This window comes from Neobacillus sp. Fa239 (genome assembly GCF_055395235.1).
The window spans coordinates 3,080,696-3,096,019 of sequence record NZ_AP041611.1 but is presented as its reverse complement, the minus strand read 5'-3'; the positions used below and the strand labels follow the sequence as shown (position 1 = coordinate 3,096,019).

Sequence of the window (15,324 nt, the reverse complement as noted above, 5' to 3'; positions counted from 1 at the left end):
GGAAAAACAGGTAAAATATAAATATAAGCAAAAGGGAGTGATTTTATGACATTTGAAAATCCAAGCCTCGCTGAAATAGGGGCTATTTTAAAAAAGGCAAAAAGAATTGCCGTTGTCGGTTTAAGCAATAAACCGGACCGGACCTCTTACATGGTTTCTGAGGCGATGAAAAAGGCAGGTTATGAAATTATTCCGGTAAATCCAACCATTGAGGAAGCTTTAGGTGTCAAGGCAGTCGCCTCCCTCAAAGACATTGAAGGACATGTTGACATCGTGAACGTCTTTCGGCGCTCAGAGGAATTATTTGATGTAGCCAGGGAATTTGTTGAAATCGATGCAGATATCTTTTGGGCACAACAGGGCCTTTATAATGAAGAAGCCTATGAATATCTAAAAAATAAGGGTTATACGGTAATTATGGACCGTTGTATCAAAGTCGACCATGCCCTGACAAAATAAAAAAGGAGAAAAAACTGCTAAATATTGGCAGTTTTTTTATTTTCCTATCCCGAAGAAATGAGGGAATTTTATATTACAAAATGATGATGTTTCAATAAACGTATTTGCCAAATCGAAATAAATCGCTACAATTAAGCATAGACGCCGCAAGAACATGTGTTAAAATAAAAGACGGCAAACATAGGTTCTAAATATTTTTTAGAGGATTATCGAATCTCTTAACAAATGATGTAATAACCAATTATAGAATCAATCAAAAGAATGTTTTCTTTTTGTAAGGGATGAAAGGGGTATTTTAGTGGCAAGAAATCAGCAAGCAATTGAATACAACGATGATGCCATACAGGTGCTCGAAGGCCTTGAAGCTGTTAGGAAACGGCCAGGCATGTACATTGGCAGCACTGATGCACGCGGTCTTCACCATCTGGTGTATGAAATAGTGGATAATTCCGTCGATGAAGCACTCGGCGGTTTTGGTGACCATATCATTGTTAAAATACACAAAGACAACTCAATCAGCGTTGTTGATAAAGGACGCGGGATGCCCACCGGCATGCACAAAATGGGGAAGCCAACACCTGAAATCATTCTCACTGTCCTACATGCAGGAGGAAAATTTGGCCAGGGTGGTTATAAAACAAGCGGTGGTTTACATGGAGTCGGCGCCTCAGTTGTAAATGCGCTCTCGGAATGGCTGATTGTTACGATTAAACGTGATGGGTTTGTTTACGAACAGCGTTTTGAAAATGGCGGCAAGCCTGTGACAACTCTTGAAAAAATCGGTAAAACCAACCAGACAGGAACCACAATCCACTTTAAACCGGATCCTGTCATTTTTTCTACCACCACTTATAATTTTGAAACCTTATGTGAAAGGTTACGAGAATCAGCCTTTCTCTTAAAAGGGCTTAAAATTGAAATCTACGATGACCGTCATGATCTTAATGAAGTCTTTCATTATGAAAATGGAATTGAAGCCTTTGTTGAATATTTAAACGAAGAGAAGGATGTTCTCCATCCGGTTGTCAGCTTTGATGGTTCTCAAAATGGGATTGAAGTAGAATTTGCCTTTCAATTTAACGATGGCTATTCCGAAAATGTCCTTTCTTTCGTAAATAACGTGAGGACAAAAGACGGCGGTACCCATGAAGCCGGATCGAAAACGGCGATGACAAGAGTCTTTAACGACTATGCGCGAAAAATCTCGCTATTAAAAGAAAAAGATAAAAATCTTGATGGATCGGATATCCGTGAAGGACTATCAGCGATTATATCCGTAAGAATTCCTGAAGAGCTGCTGCAATTTGAAGGACAGACAAAAGGAAAATTAGGTACAAGTGAAGCAAGGTCGGCCGTAGACAGTGTAGTCTCTGAGCACCTTTCGTATTTCCTCGAAGAGAACCCTGACATCAGCTCATTGCTAATTAAGAAATCAATTAAAGCCTATCAAGCTCGGGAAGCGGCACGAAAAGCCCGTGAAGACGCAAGAAGCGGGAAAAAGAAAAAGCGCTCAGAGGCCGTTCTTTCCGGAAAACTGACACCTGCCCAATCACGGAACCCGCAAAAAAATGAACTTTATCTTGTTGAGGGTGATTCTGCAGGCGGCTCTGCCAAACAAGGTCGTGACCGCCGCTTCCAAGCGGTCCTGCCGCTTAGAGGTAAAGTCATCAATACCGAAAAGGCAAAGCTGGCTGATATTTTTAAAAACGAAGAAATCAACACGATCATCCATGCGATTGGCGGCGGGGTTGGGGCTGATTTTAATGTGGAAGATATTAACTATGATAAAATTGTGATTATGACGGATGCGGATACAGATGGTGCCCATATCCAAGTATTGCTGCTAACCTTCTTTTACCGCTATATGAAGCCGCTGCTTGAAGCGGGTAAGGTGTTTATTGCCCTTCCGCCTTTATATAAAGTAAGTAGAGGGACGGGGAAAAAAGAGGTCATTGAATATGCGTGGAATGAGGATGAGCTTCAAACGGCAATAAAAAAAGTCGGCCGGGGCTATATGATTCAGCGCTATAAAGGTCTTGGTGAAATGAATGCCGACCAGCTCTGGGAGACAACGATGGATCCAGAGACAAGAACATTGATCCGCGTGAAGATCGATGACGCGGCCCGGGCCGAGCGACGTGTGACCACGCTTATGGGCGACAAAGTGGAACCGCGCCGAAAATGGATTGAAAGCAATGTCGCCTTTACTCTGGATGAGCAGGACACAATCCTGGAAAATGAAAATATCATGGTCACGGAGGAGGATTCTGAAGAATGAGCACTAATGAAAAATTCCGTGACTTACCTTTAGAGGATGTACTTGGTGACCGTTTTGGCCGCTATAGTAAGTACATTATTCAAGAACGTGCCCTGCCGGATGCACGAGATGGTTTAAAACCGGTACAGCGAAGAATTCTTTATGCGATGCATGTGGAAGGCAACACCCATGATAAAGGATTCCGTAAATCTGCGAAAACCGTCGGGAATGTAATCGGTAACTACCATCCACACGGTGATACATCTGTTTATGAAGCGATGGTACGGATGAGCCAGGATTGGAAGGTCAGAAATGTCCTGGTTGAAATGCATGGAAATAATGGGAGTGTCGACGGTGACCCTCCTGCCGCGATGCGTTATACAGAAGCACGATTGTCAGCCATTTCGGCAGAACTTTTGCGCGATATTGAAAAACAAACCGTTGAATTTATCCCAAACTTTGATGACACTTCAAAAGAACCAACTGTTTTACCGGCGATGTTTCCGAACCTGCTGGTCAATGGCTCAACCGGTATTTCTGCGGGTTATGCAACAGAAATTCCCCCGCACCATCTAGGTGAGGTCATTGATGGCGTCATCATGAGAATGGATCAGCCGGATGCTTCTGTTGATGAATTAATGAACGTCGTCAAAGGACCTGATTTCCCTACCGGCGGGATCATTCAAGGGCTTGACGGCATTAAAAAAGCCTATGAAACTGGTAAAGGAAAAATCATTATCCGCGGAAAAGCAGAAATTGAAGAGATCCGCGGCGGCAAGCAGCAAATTGTTGTGACGGAGATTCCCTTTGAAGTCAATAAAGCGAACCTTGTTAAAAAAATCGATGAGCTAAGGCTTGACCGTAAAGTGGAAGGTATTTCAGAGGTTCGTGACGAAACCGACCGCACTGGCCTTCGCATTGTCATTGAATTAAAGAAAGAAGCAGATGCAGAAGGCGTATTAACATTTTTATATAAAAATAGTGACCTTCAAGTTCCCTATAATTTTAATATGGTCGCCATTCACAATAAGCGGCCAAAATTAATGGGACTTCGTGATTTATTAGATGCTTATATCGGGCATCAAAAGGAAGTCGTCACAAGACGAACGCAATTTGAGCTCAATAAAGCGAAGGAACGCCAGCATATTGTCGAAGGATTAATGAAAGCACTATCCATCCTCGACGAGGTCATTGCGACGATCCGCGCTTCCAAAGATAAACGCGATGCCAAGGATAATTTAATCGCAAAATATGGGTTTACGGAAGCACAGTCTGAAGCGATTGTTTCCTTACAGCTCTACCGTTTAACGAATACAGACATTACTGCCCTTCAAATCGAGGCACAAGAATTAGCGGCCAAGATTGAAGAATGGACTGCGATTTTAGCGAGTGAGAAAAAACTCTTATCGGTTATTAAGAAAGAACTGAGAGACGTGAAAAAACGCTTTGCAGATGAGCGCCGCTCCAAAATCGAGGCCGAAATTGAAGAATTAAAAATTAATCTTGAAGTCGTAGTGGCTAGTGAAGATGTCATTGTGACCGTAACCAAACAAGGCTATATCAAACGGACAAGCCAGCGCTCTTTTGCTGCATCAAACGGTCAGGATTTGGCAATGAAGGATTCAGACCGCTTACTTGCACAATTTGATATGAACACAAAAGATGTATTATTGTTATTCACCAACAAAGGGAATTACTTGTTCTGCCCTGTTCACGAGCTGCCGGATATCAGGTGGAAGGATCTTGGCCAGCATGTGGCGAATATCATCCCGATCGAGCGGGATGAGGAAATCATTCAAGCCATTCCAATTAAGGATTTTGAAGCGAATGCCTTCTTAGTCTTTATCACCAAAAACGGCCTGGTAAAGAAAACGGAACTGAAAGCCTACAAGGCGCAGCGTTACTCGAAGCCATTGGTAGGCATTAATCTGAAGGATGATGATCAAGTCATTGATGTTCATTTAACGGACGGCACAAAGGATGTATTCCTCATTACGCAATTTGGATATGCCCTTTGGTTCGCAGAAGAAGAGATTAGCATTGTTGGTGTGCGGGCTGCCGGTGTCAAAGGAATCAATTTAAAAGACGGCGACCATGTCGTCGGCGGAAAAATTCTGATGCAGGATAGCGTTGAAACCATCGTGGTAGTGACGCAGCGCGGTTCGATCAAAAGGATGAAACTAAAAGAATTTGATAAAGCCACCCGGGCGAAACGCGGTGTGGTGATTTTACGAGAATTAAAATCAAATCCACACCGTGTGGTTGGCTTTGTAAACGCCAATGAGCAAGACACTATTTTCCTGCAGACGGAAAAAGGCTTCACTGAAACGTGCAAAGTGGAGGATCTTCGCTTTAGTGACCGTTATTCAAATGGCTCCTTTATCTTAGATGAAGGGGAAAATGGCAAAGTCACAACGATTTGGAAAGTGGATGCTCCAGACGCTTCAAATGTATAATAGTTAACAGGTCTCCTAGAAATAGGGGCCTTTTTTTCTTAAAAGGAATCGTTTTCATATTTATATCTTAAAGCACAGGAGGTTCTGTGTTTTTTTCTATTGAAAAAAATTGACGTCGGACTTCTAACGGAATATACTTAGGTATACAAATAGATTAGTTACCTAACTATTAGTATTAGAAACAAATATAGGAGGTGTAAAGGATGGCGGATCTACAAAGCCCCACAGCTCAAAAATTATTAAAAGCCTTTATGCAATTTAGAAAAAAAGGATGGCATGAGAAAAAGATTGCTGGACATAATCCAAGTGAATTCAAGGTTCTTGCGGCTATTGAGCAGGGATTAAAAGAAAACAAGGATGATATGAAGGTATCTGAAATAAGTCAGAAATTACAGGTTACCCCTCCAACTGTCACCCAAATCATCAATACTCTTGAAAAGGAGGGATTGGTCGAGCGAACCTTCGATCCAGAGGATCGGCGGGCCGTAAAAATTAAACTTACCCAAAAAGGAATGGAAGCAACCACACAAGCAAGAAACGCATTTTACAAAAGATTTAACGGGCTCATTGACTTTCTTGGAGAGGAAGAAAGTGAGCAGCTCGCTGAATTATTAATGAAGGTCAGTGATTACTTCAATCACCAAAGTCGCCCATAGAATGGAGATGAACCTGTTTGCTCAAATTAACTAAATTTTTAAAACCATTTGGTCTATTCATATTCTTAGTTTTAGGCCTTATTCTTTTGCAGTCATTATCAGAGCTTTATTTACCAACATTAATGTCCGATATTGTCGATAAAGGAGTTGTAACCGGCGATACTCATTATATCTGGAAAATTGGCGGATATATGCTGCTTGTTGCCGCTAGCGGCATGGTTTGTTCAGTTTCAGCCAGCTTTTTCGCAGCCAAAGCGGCATCAGGCTTTGGAAAAAATCTACGCAGAAGATTATTTTCCCATGTAGGCGATTTTTCGCTGCAGGAGTTTGATAAAATCGGAACAGCATCGCTCATAACACGTACGACAAATGATATCACCCAGGTACAGCAGGTATTGGTCATGATGCTGCGGATGATGGTAATGGCACCGATGATGTGTATCGGCGGAATCATCATGGCGTTATCAAAGGATGCAAAATTAACGCTGGTCCTTGCTGTTTCACTGCCGATACTCGTTCTGGCGATCGTGATTATTGCCAGAAAGGGAATTCCGTTATTTAAAGCCATGCAGGTAAAACTCGATACGCTGAACCGGGTTTTACGTGAAAATTTAACGGGTATTCGGGTAATTCGTTCATTTAACCGGGTGGAGCATGAGAAAAAACGCTTTGATACGGCGAATCTAGATTTAACCGAAACCGCCATTAAAGTCAATAAAATCATGGCGTGGATGATGCCGATCATGATGGTCGTCTTAAACCTCACAAGTGTTGCAATCGTTTGGTTCGGAGGGATCCGTATCAGCAATGGTCATATGCAAGTCGGAGATATGATGGCCTTTATCCAATACGCCATGCAAATTATGTTCTCTTTCATCATGCTATCGATGATGTTTGTCATGGTCCCAAGAGCGTCCGTATCTGCGGTTAGAATTAACGAAGTTTTAGAAATATCAGCAGATATTAAAGACCCGGCAAATATCAAGACAACTGAAGCAAAACGAGGGTTGGTTGAATTTCAGCATGTTTCATTTAGCTATCCTGGAGCGGAAATGCCTGCGATTTCGAATATTTCTTTTTCGGCAAAGCCGGGAGAAGTGACGGCTATTATTGGCGGTACCGGTTCTGGAAAATCAACACTGATCAATTTAATCCCGCGTTTTTATGATGTAAACGACGGAAGCATCCTCGTAGACGGTGTCGATGTTCGGGAGATGACACAGGAAAATTTACGAGAAAAAATAGGCTTTGTCCCACAAATGGCTGTACTGTTTACCGGAACCATTTCTGAAAATATCCGTTTTGGAAAAGAAAATGCAACAGATGAAGAAGTCTCGCATGCAGCCGAAATTGCTCAGGCTTCGGAGTTTATTACCAACATGCCGGATGGATACAATGCGGTTATTGCCCAGGGGGGAACGAACGTTTCAGGTGGTCAAAAGCAGCGGTTATCGATCGCGAGAGCCCTTGTAAGAAAACCAGAGATTTATATATTTGATGACAGCTTTTCCGCTTTGGATTTTAAAACAGATGCAAAGCTACGGGCAGCATTAAAGAATGAAACCGTTGAATCGACTGTCCTAATCGTTGCCCAGCGGGTAAGTACGATTATGGATGCCGATCAGATTATCGTCTTAGACAACGGAGAAATTGCTGGAATCGGAAAGCATCGGGAGCTTTTAGAAACTAGTGCGGTTTACCGCGAAATTGTCATGTCACAGCTTTCTGAGGAGGAAATTGCATGAGCAAAGAGACCAGCAACCAAAGGCCAAGTGGACCAGTCGGCGGGGGATTCGGTTTTCGCGGAGGTATGATGCCTGTCCAAAAAGCGAAGGATTTTAAAGGGACCTTAAAAAGATTGATCAGTTATTTAAAACCTCATAAATTCAACCTTTTAGCGGTTTTGATAACGGCGATCATCAGTACAATCTTTTCGATTGTCAGCCCGAAAATCATGGGGAAAGCCACAACAAAGCTTTTTGAAGGAATAATATTGAAGCTGCGCGGGGTGCCGGGGGCAAAAATTGATTTTCATTACATCGGTAACATCATTCTGCTTTTAATCGGATTATATATTTTGAGTGCTGTTTTTGCTTATCTCCAGCAATATATCATGGCGGGGGTCGCACAAAAAACCGTTTATAATCTTCGCAAAGAAGTAGAAGAAAAGCTTAATCGGTTACCGCTGAAGTATTTTGATTCCAGGACACATGGTGAAATCCTTAGCCGGGCCGTCAATGACGTCGATAACATATCCTCAACCCTGCAGCAAAGTTTAACACAGCTGATTACATCGGTGGTTACCATTATTGGAATCATTGTTATGATGCTGTCAATCAGCCCATTAATGACCTTGATTGTGGTCGTGACACTGCCAGTAAGCTTTGCGGCTACTGCCGGCATTGCAAAAAAATCACAAAAGTTTTTTAAAGGACAACAAGCTGCATTGGGCAGACTGAATGGGCATGTGGAAGAAATGTATACAGGACATAAGGTCGTGAAAGTGTTTGGCCGTGAGAAAGAATCACTTGAGAAATTTGATGAAATCAATGAAACGCTTTATCAATCAGGCTGGAAAGCTCAATTCGTTTCCGGGATGATTATGCCATTAATGTCTTTTGTGAGTAATATTGGCTATGTCCTCGTATCCGTTGCTGGAGGTATATTGGTCACGAAGAAGGCCATAGAAATTGGCGATATCCAAGCCTTTATTCAATATTCAAGACAATTTTCCCAGCCGATCACGCAAACTGCGATGATCGCAAACGTTATTCAGTCTACAATCGCCAGTGCCGAACGGGTATTTGAGATTTTAGATGAATTAGAGGAAGTACCGGAAGCGATTCATCCAAAAGAGCTTAAGGCGCCAAAAGGTGAAGTATGCTTTGATCATGTTTCGTTTGGCTATAAGGAAAATGAACTGTTAATGGAAGATCTGAACATCGATGTAAAACCGGGTCAGACCGTTGCTATTGTCGGACCTACCGGCGCTGGGAAAACCACGTTAATTAATTTATTAATGCGTTTTTATGAAATTAACGCCGGCCGTATTTTAATCGATGGAATTGATATTCGTGATTTAAAACGAGACCAATTGCGAGGTATGTTCGGTATGGTGCTTCAGGATACGTGGCTTTTTAACAGTACCATACGTGATAATATTGCCTATGGGAGAGAAGGGGCAACGGAAGCAGAAATCATTGCTGCGTCCGAGGCTGCCTTTGCGGACCATTTTATCCGGACGCTGCCGGAAGGCTATAATACGATTCTAAATGAAGAAGCCTCCAATATTTCTCAGGGACAAAAGCAATTATTAACGATTGCTCGTGCGATATTGGCGGATCCGGCCATTCTGATTCTTGATGAGGCAACGAGCAGTGTTGATACAAGGACCGAGGTCCATATTCAGCAAGCTATGAACCATTTGATGCAGGGACGCACAAGCTTTATCATTGCCCACCGTTTATCCACGATTCGGGATGCGGACATTATCTTGGTTATGAATAATGGCAGCGTAATAGAAAAAGGAAATCATCTGGAATTGCTTGAAAAAGGCGGATTTTATGCAGACTTGTATAACAGTCAGTTTTCGGGAATGAAGACTGCAGGATAAATGTTGTTTGATAAAAAACGTATTCGTTCATTTCTAAGCTTTCCATGGCGAAGGGGACAAAACATTAGAAGAAGATCAAGACGTGACTTTTGATGTTGAGCAAGGTCAACGTGGAGGCACAAGCAGTTAACGTACGTATGGCAAAATTATATTGCCAAACATGGACAGACTCTTTTTTAGAGTCTGTTATTTTTTTATAAGAAAAACAATTAAACCCTAATCAAAAATGAGCAGGGTACTTAGCATAAAAAACTTATAAAAGTCTTATACCAAAATGTGTTTAAAAATATAATAAATTTGTTATACACCTATTTTAAGTCATTACATTTTGCACTACAATATGTAATGGAGGCGAAAAATATGAGTGTAAATAACTTCCGTTACGATAAAGTTGGTTTGGACCGCTTTTTTGGTCCGTTAGAAGCAAAAATTATGGAAATTTTGTGGAATGGGAAGGAAAAAAGTATCAAAGAGGTTCAACAGTTCATCGAAAAAGAAAGAACAATTAATTTTAATACGGTTATGACTGTAATGAATCGATTGGTAGAAAAAAATATCCTTGAAAAGAGAATAGAAGGAAGAACATCACTGTACAAGCCAATTAAGACAAAATTGGAATTTATTGATGAACAATCAAAGAAACTTACTGAAAACCTTTTAGATGAGTTTGGAGGGATGGTCGTCAATCACATGCTTGATTCATTGGAAGAGGTGGATCAAAATTTACTTAATAAACTTGAGCAAAAACTTAAACAATTAAAAAAGGGCAGTAAGCAATGATGTGGAGAGATAAATCGTTCTTTGTCTTTGGTATTGGTCTTTGTTGTGGTGTGATTATATGTGTACAGATGGGGTTATATCTGGCAAATGTTTTTTTGGGTCCATCATTTTATGATAATATCTTTCAGTTTTGTATTAGGATCTTTCAACAGGGTACAGTTGAATATTACGGTGTTTTATTAGCTGTAAATACCTATGTGGTCTTCACAATCTTCGTTTTGGGTAAAAAAATCGTACAGCAAGTATCAAACAACATCAGATTGAAGAAAAAAATTGTACGCTTAACCAATTGGGAAAAAACCAATGAACTAAATCAAAGATACAAGAAGAACAGAAAGGAAATTGTCGTCATTAATAGTAATGAACTGGTAGCTCTTACTTTTGGGCTCCGAAATCCATGCATCCTTCTATCTACCACTTTAATAGAGATGTTAGACAGAGTGGAGCTAGAGGCTGTCATACAGCATGAATCCGCCCACCAAAAATTTCATCATACCTTAAAAATCTTTCTTTTAAAGACAATCTCTGAAGTCATGTGGTATATCCCGCTTACCAAATGGGCGTATAAAAACTATAAAATTATGATTGAATTAGTTGCGGATGAGTATGCAATTAAGCTTATGGGCACTGAACTGGGCTTAGGCAGTGCCTTATTAAAGTTAGTAAAGACTCACTTAGAAACTAAAACTCATTCACTAATGGTTCCTTTTGCTGATGGAACAATTGATTACAGGCTTAAGCATCTGATTGAACCATATTATACTTTACCATTTCAATTAAAAACAAAATCGATTATTATTTCAGTTAATGTCATGATTCTGTTGATCATTTTAATGATGATTGTGTAACGAATAGATGAAGGTGAATATAGAAAGGCGGGATGTCGAATAAAAGACAACCCGCTAAGATTTCTTATAAGCTTTTCTGTTTAATAAATGGTTAAATATCAAGTCAATTAATAAAATAATCATCCCATATTGAATGAAATAATCTGCGAAGTTTAGGACCCCATGATTGGAATGAAAGGATATGAAATCCGTAACCTGATTATATAATATGCGATCTAAAGCATTTCCGATTCCGCCTCCAATTAAAAAACCAGTACCTAAATCCACTAAAAGTCTCCTATTTTTAACCTCGCTGCGATATTTAAGCATTATTATAACAATTAATAGTGCAACAGGAACAAAGAAGCGTCCATACCCCTGAAAGGAACTAAATGCTGCTCCACTATTTTCAATGTGGCTAAGATTTAAAACACCTTTCCAGATTTCAATAGAACTTCCTACTTTTAAATGAGTACGAATCCAATATTTTGATAGTTGATCAATAAAAATTACTATAGTTATAAAAAAATAATACAAGATTAGGACTTCCTTCCCGAGTTTTAGTGTTTTACTTGACGGATAAAAAACTAGTCACTACAATGTGTAGTGTAATTGAATAATTAGTCCAAGTCAAAATCTAATGCTCTATATTAAATTAATAAAAAATACTAGAAATCCCATATCTAGATTTTTTTTATTAATTTTTACACTACAGTTAGTAGTGTTTTGGTGATGAAAGGAGAATGAATATGAGAAACAGCCAAGAAATTGGTTCATTATTATTGAGGGTAGTGTTAGGTATTACATTCTTTGTTCATGGTTTATCGAAATTCCAAGGGGGTATTGATAATATTGGAGTTTGGTTCCATAGTATGGGGATTCCTAGTTTCATGGCTTATGTAGTTGCAACCATTGAATTAGTGGGGGGGATCTCGATTATTTTAGGACTGGGTACCAGAATCATTGCAGCCTTTAATGTATTCATAATGGCTGGAGCTATTTTATTTGTAAAATTACCAGCTGGTCTTACAGGGAACGGGAAGATGCCTGGTTATGAACTAGAACTGTCATTAATGATGATCGCCCTTTACCTTGTTTTGAATGGAAGCCGTTTGATCTCAATCGATTCGCTATTATCAAAGACCAAGGGAACTGTAAAGGCATTACATAATTAAAGTAAAGTTGAATGAGGTGAATAGATGGCTAAAAAGAAAAAATCCAAAACGGGCAATTCATCTGCCCGGCTGTTCTTTTTCGGAGTTTTCGGACTAACGATTATTTGTTTCATATCGATTATCATGTTTAGCAATTTCCAAAAAACAAATGCTTCAAGCACTTCTGATGCTACGTTCGATTTTCAAAATCAGCCATACTTGGGCCAAAAAAATGCCCCCGTAAAAATGGTAGAGTTTGGTGATTACAAATGCCCAATCTGCAAAAATTTTAATGATACTGTATTTCCAGCTATTAATAAGGATCTTATCAAGACTGGAAAGGTCATCTATTATTTCATGAATGACCCATTTATTAATACTGATTCAACAAGGTCTGCTCTTTTTGCAGAGACGGTATATCATGAATTAGGTAATAACGTATTTTGGAAGTTTCATGACCAATTGTATTCTGAACAACCAGCAGATTCTAAATATGAAAAAAAAGATTTTTATTCGGCAAGTTTTCTGGAAAAGACATTAAACAAAGTAGTTAGCCAAACAGATAGTAAGAAAGTGGCCCAAGCATTTAAAACAAAAAAATATCAAAGTGCTTTAGATAAGGACACTTCTTACGTTAATCAATTAGGAATCACAGGGACACCGACATTCTTTGTAAATGGTAAACCATTTAAGGGAAGTACTTATCAGGACCTTATTGATATGGTGAATAAAGAAGCTCAAAAGAAACAATAAGTTTTACTAAATGTAATTTTATTTACCACCCCCTTATCAAACAAATGTGTTTAGGGGGTTTTTTAATGGCCATTTATTGACAATATGCGCATATGGTCATATATTAAAATTAACATATTCGTTAATAGTATTTTTCTTAAGGAAGGGAATTAAATGAAGCAGGAAGAAGAGGGAAAAATTAAATCTTTAAACGAAGAAACACTATTTATTGTATCTCAAACCTTTAAAGCATTATCAGATAACACAAGAATTAAAATTTTAAATTTACTTTCTCAAAAGGAATGCTCAGTAAATGAAATTGCTGAGGTTTTGGAACTTCATCAATCAACCGTTTCCCATCAACTAAGCTTTTTAAAGAATCTTCGCCTTGTAAAGTTTAGAAGGGAAGGAACAACAGTTTTTTATTCAAATGACGACCAGCATATCATTAACCTTTTACAACAAGCAATTGATCATGCTTGTCACGATTAAGGTTTTTGTTAAAAGGAGAGTTTAACATGTCACATAATCATAATCACAGTCATGGTCATGATCACGACCATGGGGATGTTTTTCATTCTCATGCTCCCATTGGAAAAATGAAATTAGCTTTTTTTCTAACTTTAATCATTCTTGTAGTTGAATTAATTGGCGGATTTATTTCGCACAGTTTAGCACTACTTTCAGATGCAGGGCACGTTCTTACAGACATCGCAGCCATAGGATTATCTTGGTTTGCCATGCATCAATCCCAAAAACCAGCATCCGAGAAATACACTTTCGGGTATCATCGTTCAGGAATATTGGCTGCGTTTATTAATGCGATGACGTTAATCGTTATTGCTGTGGTAATTCTTTACGAAGCAATCGACCGTCTTAAAAATCCACAACCAGTAGGAAGTACATGGATGTTCATTAGTGCCTCTGTTGGCTTAATCATGAACCTCTATTTAGGTCTTGGATTAAGTAAGGAAGACAATATTAACGTTAAAAGTGCTGTACTTCATATGATTGGGGACGCTATAGCTTCTGCTGGAGTTATTGTCGGCGGAATCATCATTTTATTTACTGGTTGGGATATTGTTGACCCTATCCTTAGTGTACTCATCGCTTTCTTAATTGCTTTTGGTGCATGGAAAATTGTAAAGCAAACGGTTGGCATTTTAATGGAAGGAACACCAAATGGAGTCTCTTTGGAAGAAGTTATTGAAAAAATACGTTCCGTTAAAGGGGTCTTAAATGTTCACGATCTACATGTTTGGAGCATTACCAGCGGTAAAAATGCCTTATCATGCCACGTTGTGTTAAATAACCAAATCACGTTCCAAGATAGCCAAGTCATCTTAAGGGAAGTTGAACATAAATTACAGCATATAGGAATTGGTCACGCTACAATCCAAATGGAAAACGAGGAACATCCTCATGATGAATCAGTAGTTTGTTCAACAACCGAGCATGTACACAACCATTAACATGGACAAGGAGATTTACCGTGCAATTTCCAAGCAAAGCCAAAAAGGTTTTTGATATTGCTCTACCAGCTATTGGGGAATCATATCTTCAAAGTATACTCGGAGTTATTGACTCCTTTTTCATAGCAAAGTTAGGTCTTTTGGCCATTAATTCAGTAGGTGTAACCAATATCTACAGTATGACGTATATTGGGGTTTTTACTACCGTTTCTGCCTCACTATCCGTATTTTTATCAAGGGCTTTTGGTGGAAAGGATCAGGAGAGAAGCAAGTCCGTTATTTTTCATGGCCTTTTTATTTCAGTTCTTATTGGATTGCTTTTCTCCGTAATTTCTGTAGTTTTTGCTCAAACTTTGTTAGATTGGACTGGTGCAAATGAAAAATTAAAAGAGACAGCTGCCATCTATTTTAAAGTTATTCTAGGTCTAACACCATTCATCGCCTTATTTACAGCTCAATCGGCCTCTTTCCGTGCAATAGGGGATACCAGGACACCTTTAAAGGTTGGAATGGAAATGAATGTTGTCCATGTAATCCTAGATTACATTTTAATTTTTGGGATTGGCTCATTTTCTGGATTAGGATTAACTGGGGCGGCCATAGCCATGATTTTAGCAAGAATATATGGTTTTATTAGATTAGTAATAAAATCACAACGAATCCCGTCGATCGCTTTAAAATCAAGTGATTTCACACTCGTATGGAGTTTAGCTGGGAGCATGATAAAGTTTGCTCTACCTGCTTCTTTAGAAAGGCTAATGGGGATTTGGCCAGTCATAAGAAAGTTAATTTCATATAAATTTATATCCACAGTCTTCAAAACTGATAGTGACCTGCGTGCCAGGATAGGTGGGTTCAATTCCCACGCGAGAACGTTTCTTTTAACCTCCAAATAATTATTTATTGGAGGTTAATTTT

14 protein-coding genes and 1 pseudogene are annotated in these 15,324 nt (G+C 39.3%); 14 read left to right on the top strand and 1 reads right to left on the bottom strand.

Features of this window, described 5'->3' with window-relative positions:
• Positions 1 to 45: 45 nt before the first annotated feature.
• From ACZ5XR_RS14995 to ACZ5XR_RS14955, 9 genes and pseudogenes are all read left to right on the top strand, one after another.
• The gene (locus tag ACZ5XR_RS14995) at positions 46 to 459 is read left to right on the top strand and encodes a CoA-binding protein (RefSeq protein ID WP_464497084.1); all 414 of its coding nucleotides are present in this window, start codon (positions 46 to 48) and stop codon (positions 457 to 459) included.
• A 298-nt stretch (positions 460 to 757) separates the two neighbouring features.
• Positions 758 to 2,737 (top strand): DNA topoisomerase IV subunit B, encoded by a 1,980-nt coding sequence (gene parE / locus ACZ5XR_RS14990; RefSeq protein ID WP_464497082.1) that lies wholly within the window; start codon positions 758 to 760, stop codon positions 2,735 to 2,737.
• The gene (parC, locus tag ACZ5XR_RS14985; protein WP_464497081.1) at positions 2,734 to 5,172 is read left to right on the top strand and encodes a DNA topoisomerase IV subunit A; all 2,439 of its coding nucleotides are present in this window, start codon (positions 2,734 to 2,736) and stop codon (positions 5,170 to 5,172) included. The genes parE and parC overlap by 4 nt, the downstream gene beginning before the upstream one ends.
• A 203-nt stretch (positions 5,173 to 5,375) precedes the next feature.
• Positions 5,376 to 5,828: a MarR family winged helix-turn-helix transcriptional regulator gene (locus tag ACZ5XR_RS14980; RefSeq protein ID WP_464497080.1), complete on the top strand. Its 453-nt coding sequence runs from the start codon at positions 5,376 to 5,378 to the stop codon at positions 5,826 to 5,828.
• Between the two features lie 17 nt (positions 5,829 to 5,845).
• A complete protein-coding gene (locus ACZ5XR_RS14975; protein WP_464497079.1) occupies positions 5,846 to 7,573 on the top strand; it encodes an ABC transporter ATP-binding protein in 1,728 nt (575 codons plus the stop codon).
• Positions 7,570 to 9,441, top strand: coding sequence for an ABC transporter ATP-binding protein (locus ACZ5XR_RS14970; protein WP_464497078.1), 1,872 nt, complete (start codon positions 7,570 to 7,572; stop codon positions 9,439 to 9,441). Before ACZ5XR_RS14975 ends, ACZ5XR_RS14970 begins: the two co-directional genes overlap by 4 nt.
• 16 nt (positions 9,442 to 9,457) lie before the next feature.
• Positions 9,458 to 9,584: pseudogene (locus ACZ5XR_RS14965) on the top strand (cold-shock protein); the annotation flags it as partial.
• A 217-nt stretch (positions 9,585 to 9,801) separates the two neighbouring features.
• Positions 9,802 to 10,221 carry a BlaI/MecI/CopY family transcriptional regulator gene (locus ACZ5XR_RS14960; protein ID WP_464497077.1) on the top strand — a complete coding sequence of 140 codons (420 nt, stop codon included), beginning with the start codon at positions 9,802 to 9,804 and terminating at the stop codon, positions 10,219 to 10,221.
• Positions 10,218 to 11,069 (top strand): M56 family metallopeptidase, encoded by an 852-nt coding sequence (locus tag ACZ5XR_RS14955; protein ID WP_464497076.1) that lies wholly within the window; start codon positions 10,218 to 10,220, stop codon positions 11,067 to 11,069. Before ACZ5XR_RS14960 ends, ACZ5XR_RS14955 begins: the two co-directional genes overlap by 4 nt.
• A 54-nt stretch (positions 11,070 to 11,123) precedes the next feature.
• Here the strand turns inward: ACZ5XR_RS14955 and lspA are convergent, their stop codons facing one another.
• Positions 11,124 to 11,588: a signal peptidase II gene (gene lspA / locus ACZ5XR_RS14950; protein ID WP_464502332.1), complete on the bottom strand. Its 465-nt coding sequence runs from the start codon at positions 11,586 to 11,588 to the stop codon at positions 11,124 to 11,126.
• Positions 11,589 to 11,797: 209 nt separating this feature from the next.
• Between lspA and ACZ5XR_RS14945 the strand changes: the two genes are divergently transcribed.
• The 5 genes from ACZ5XR_RS14945 (at position 11,798) to ACZ5XR_RS14925 (ending at position 15,302) form a co-directional block, all read left to right on the top strand.
• Positions 11,798 to 12,223 (top strand): DoxX family protein, encoded by a 426-nt coding sequence (locus tag ACZ5XR_RS14945; protein WP_464497075.1) that lies wholly within the window; start codon positions 11,798 to 11,800, stop codon positions 12,221 to 12,223.
• A gap of 24 nt (positions 12,224 to 12,247) precedes the next feature.
• Entirely contained in the window at positions 12,248 to 12,955 is a 708-nt protein-coding gene (locus ACZ5XR_RS14940; RefSeq protein WP_464497074.1) for a DsbA family protein, read from the top strand.
• 153 nt (positions 12,956 to 13,108) lie between these two features.
• Positions 13,109 to 13,426 (top strand): ArsR/SmtB family transcription factor, encoded by a 318-nt coding sequence (locus ACZ5XR_RS14935; protein ID WP_464497073.1) that lies wholly within the window; start codon positions 13,109 to 13,111, stop codon positions 13,424 to 13,426.
• 26 nt (positions 13,427 to 13,452) lie between these two features.
• On the top strand, positions 13,453 to 14,406 hold the full coding sequence (locus ACZ5XR_RS14930; RefSeq protein WP_464497072.1) for a cation diffusion facilitator family transporter: 954 nt from the start codon (positions 13,453 to 13,455) through the stop codon (positions 14,404 to 14,406).
• Between the two features lie 20 nt (positions 14,407 to 14,426).
• Entirely contained in the window at positions 14,427 to 15,302 is an 876-nt protein-coding gene (locus ACZ5XR_RS14925; RefSeq protein ID WP_464497071.1) for an MATE family efflux transporter, read from the top strand.
• The last annotated feature ends 22 nt before the right edge of the window (positions 15,303 to 15,324 follow it).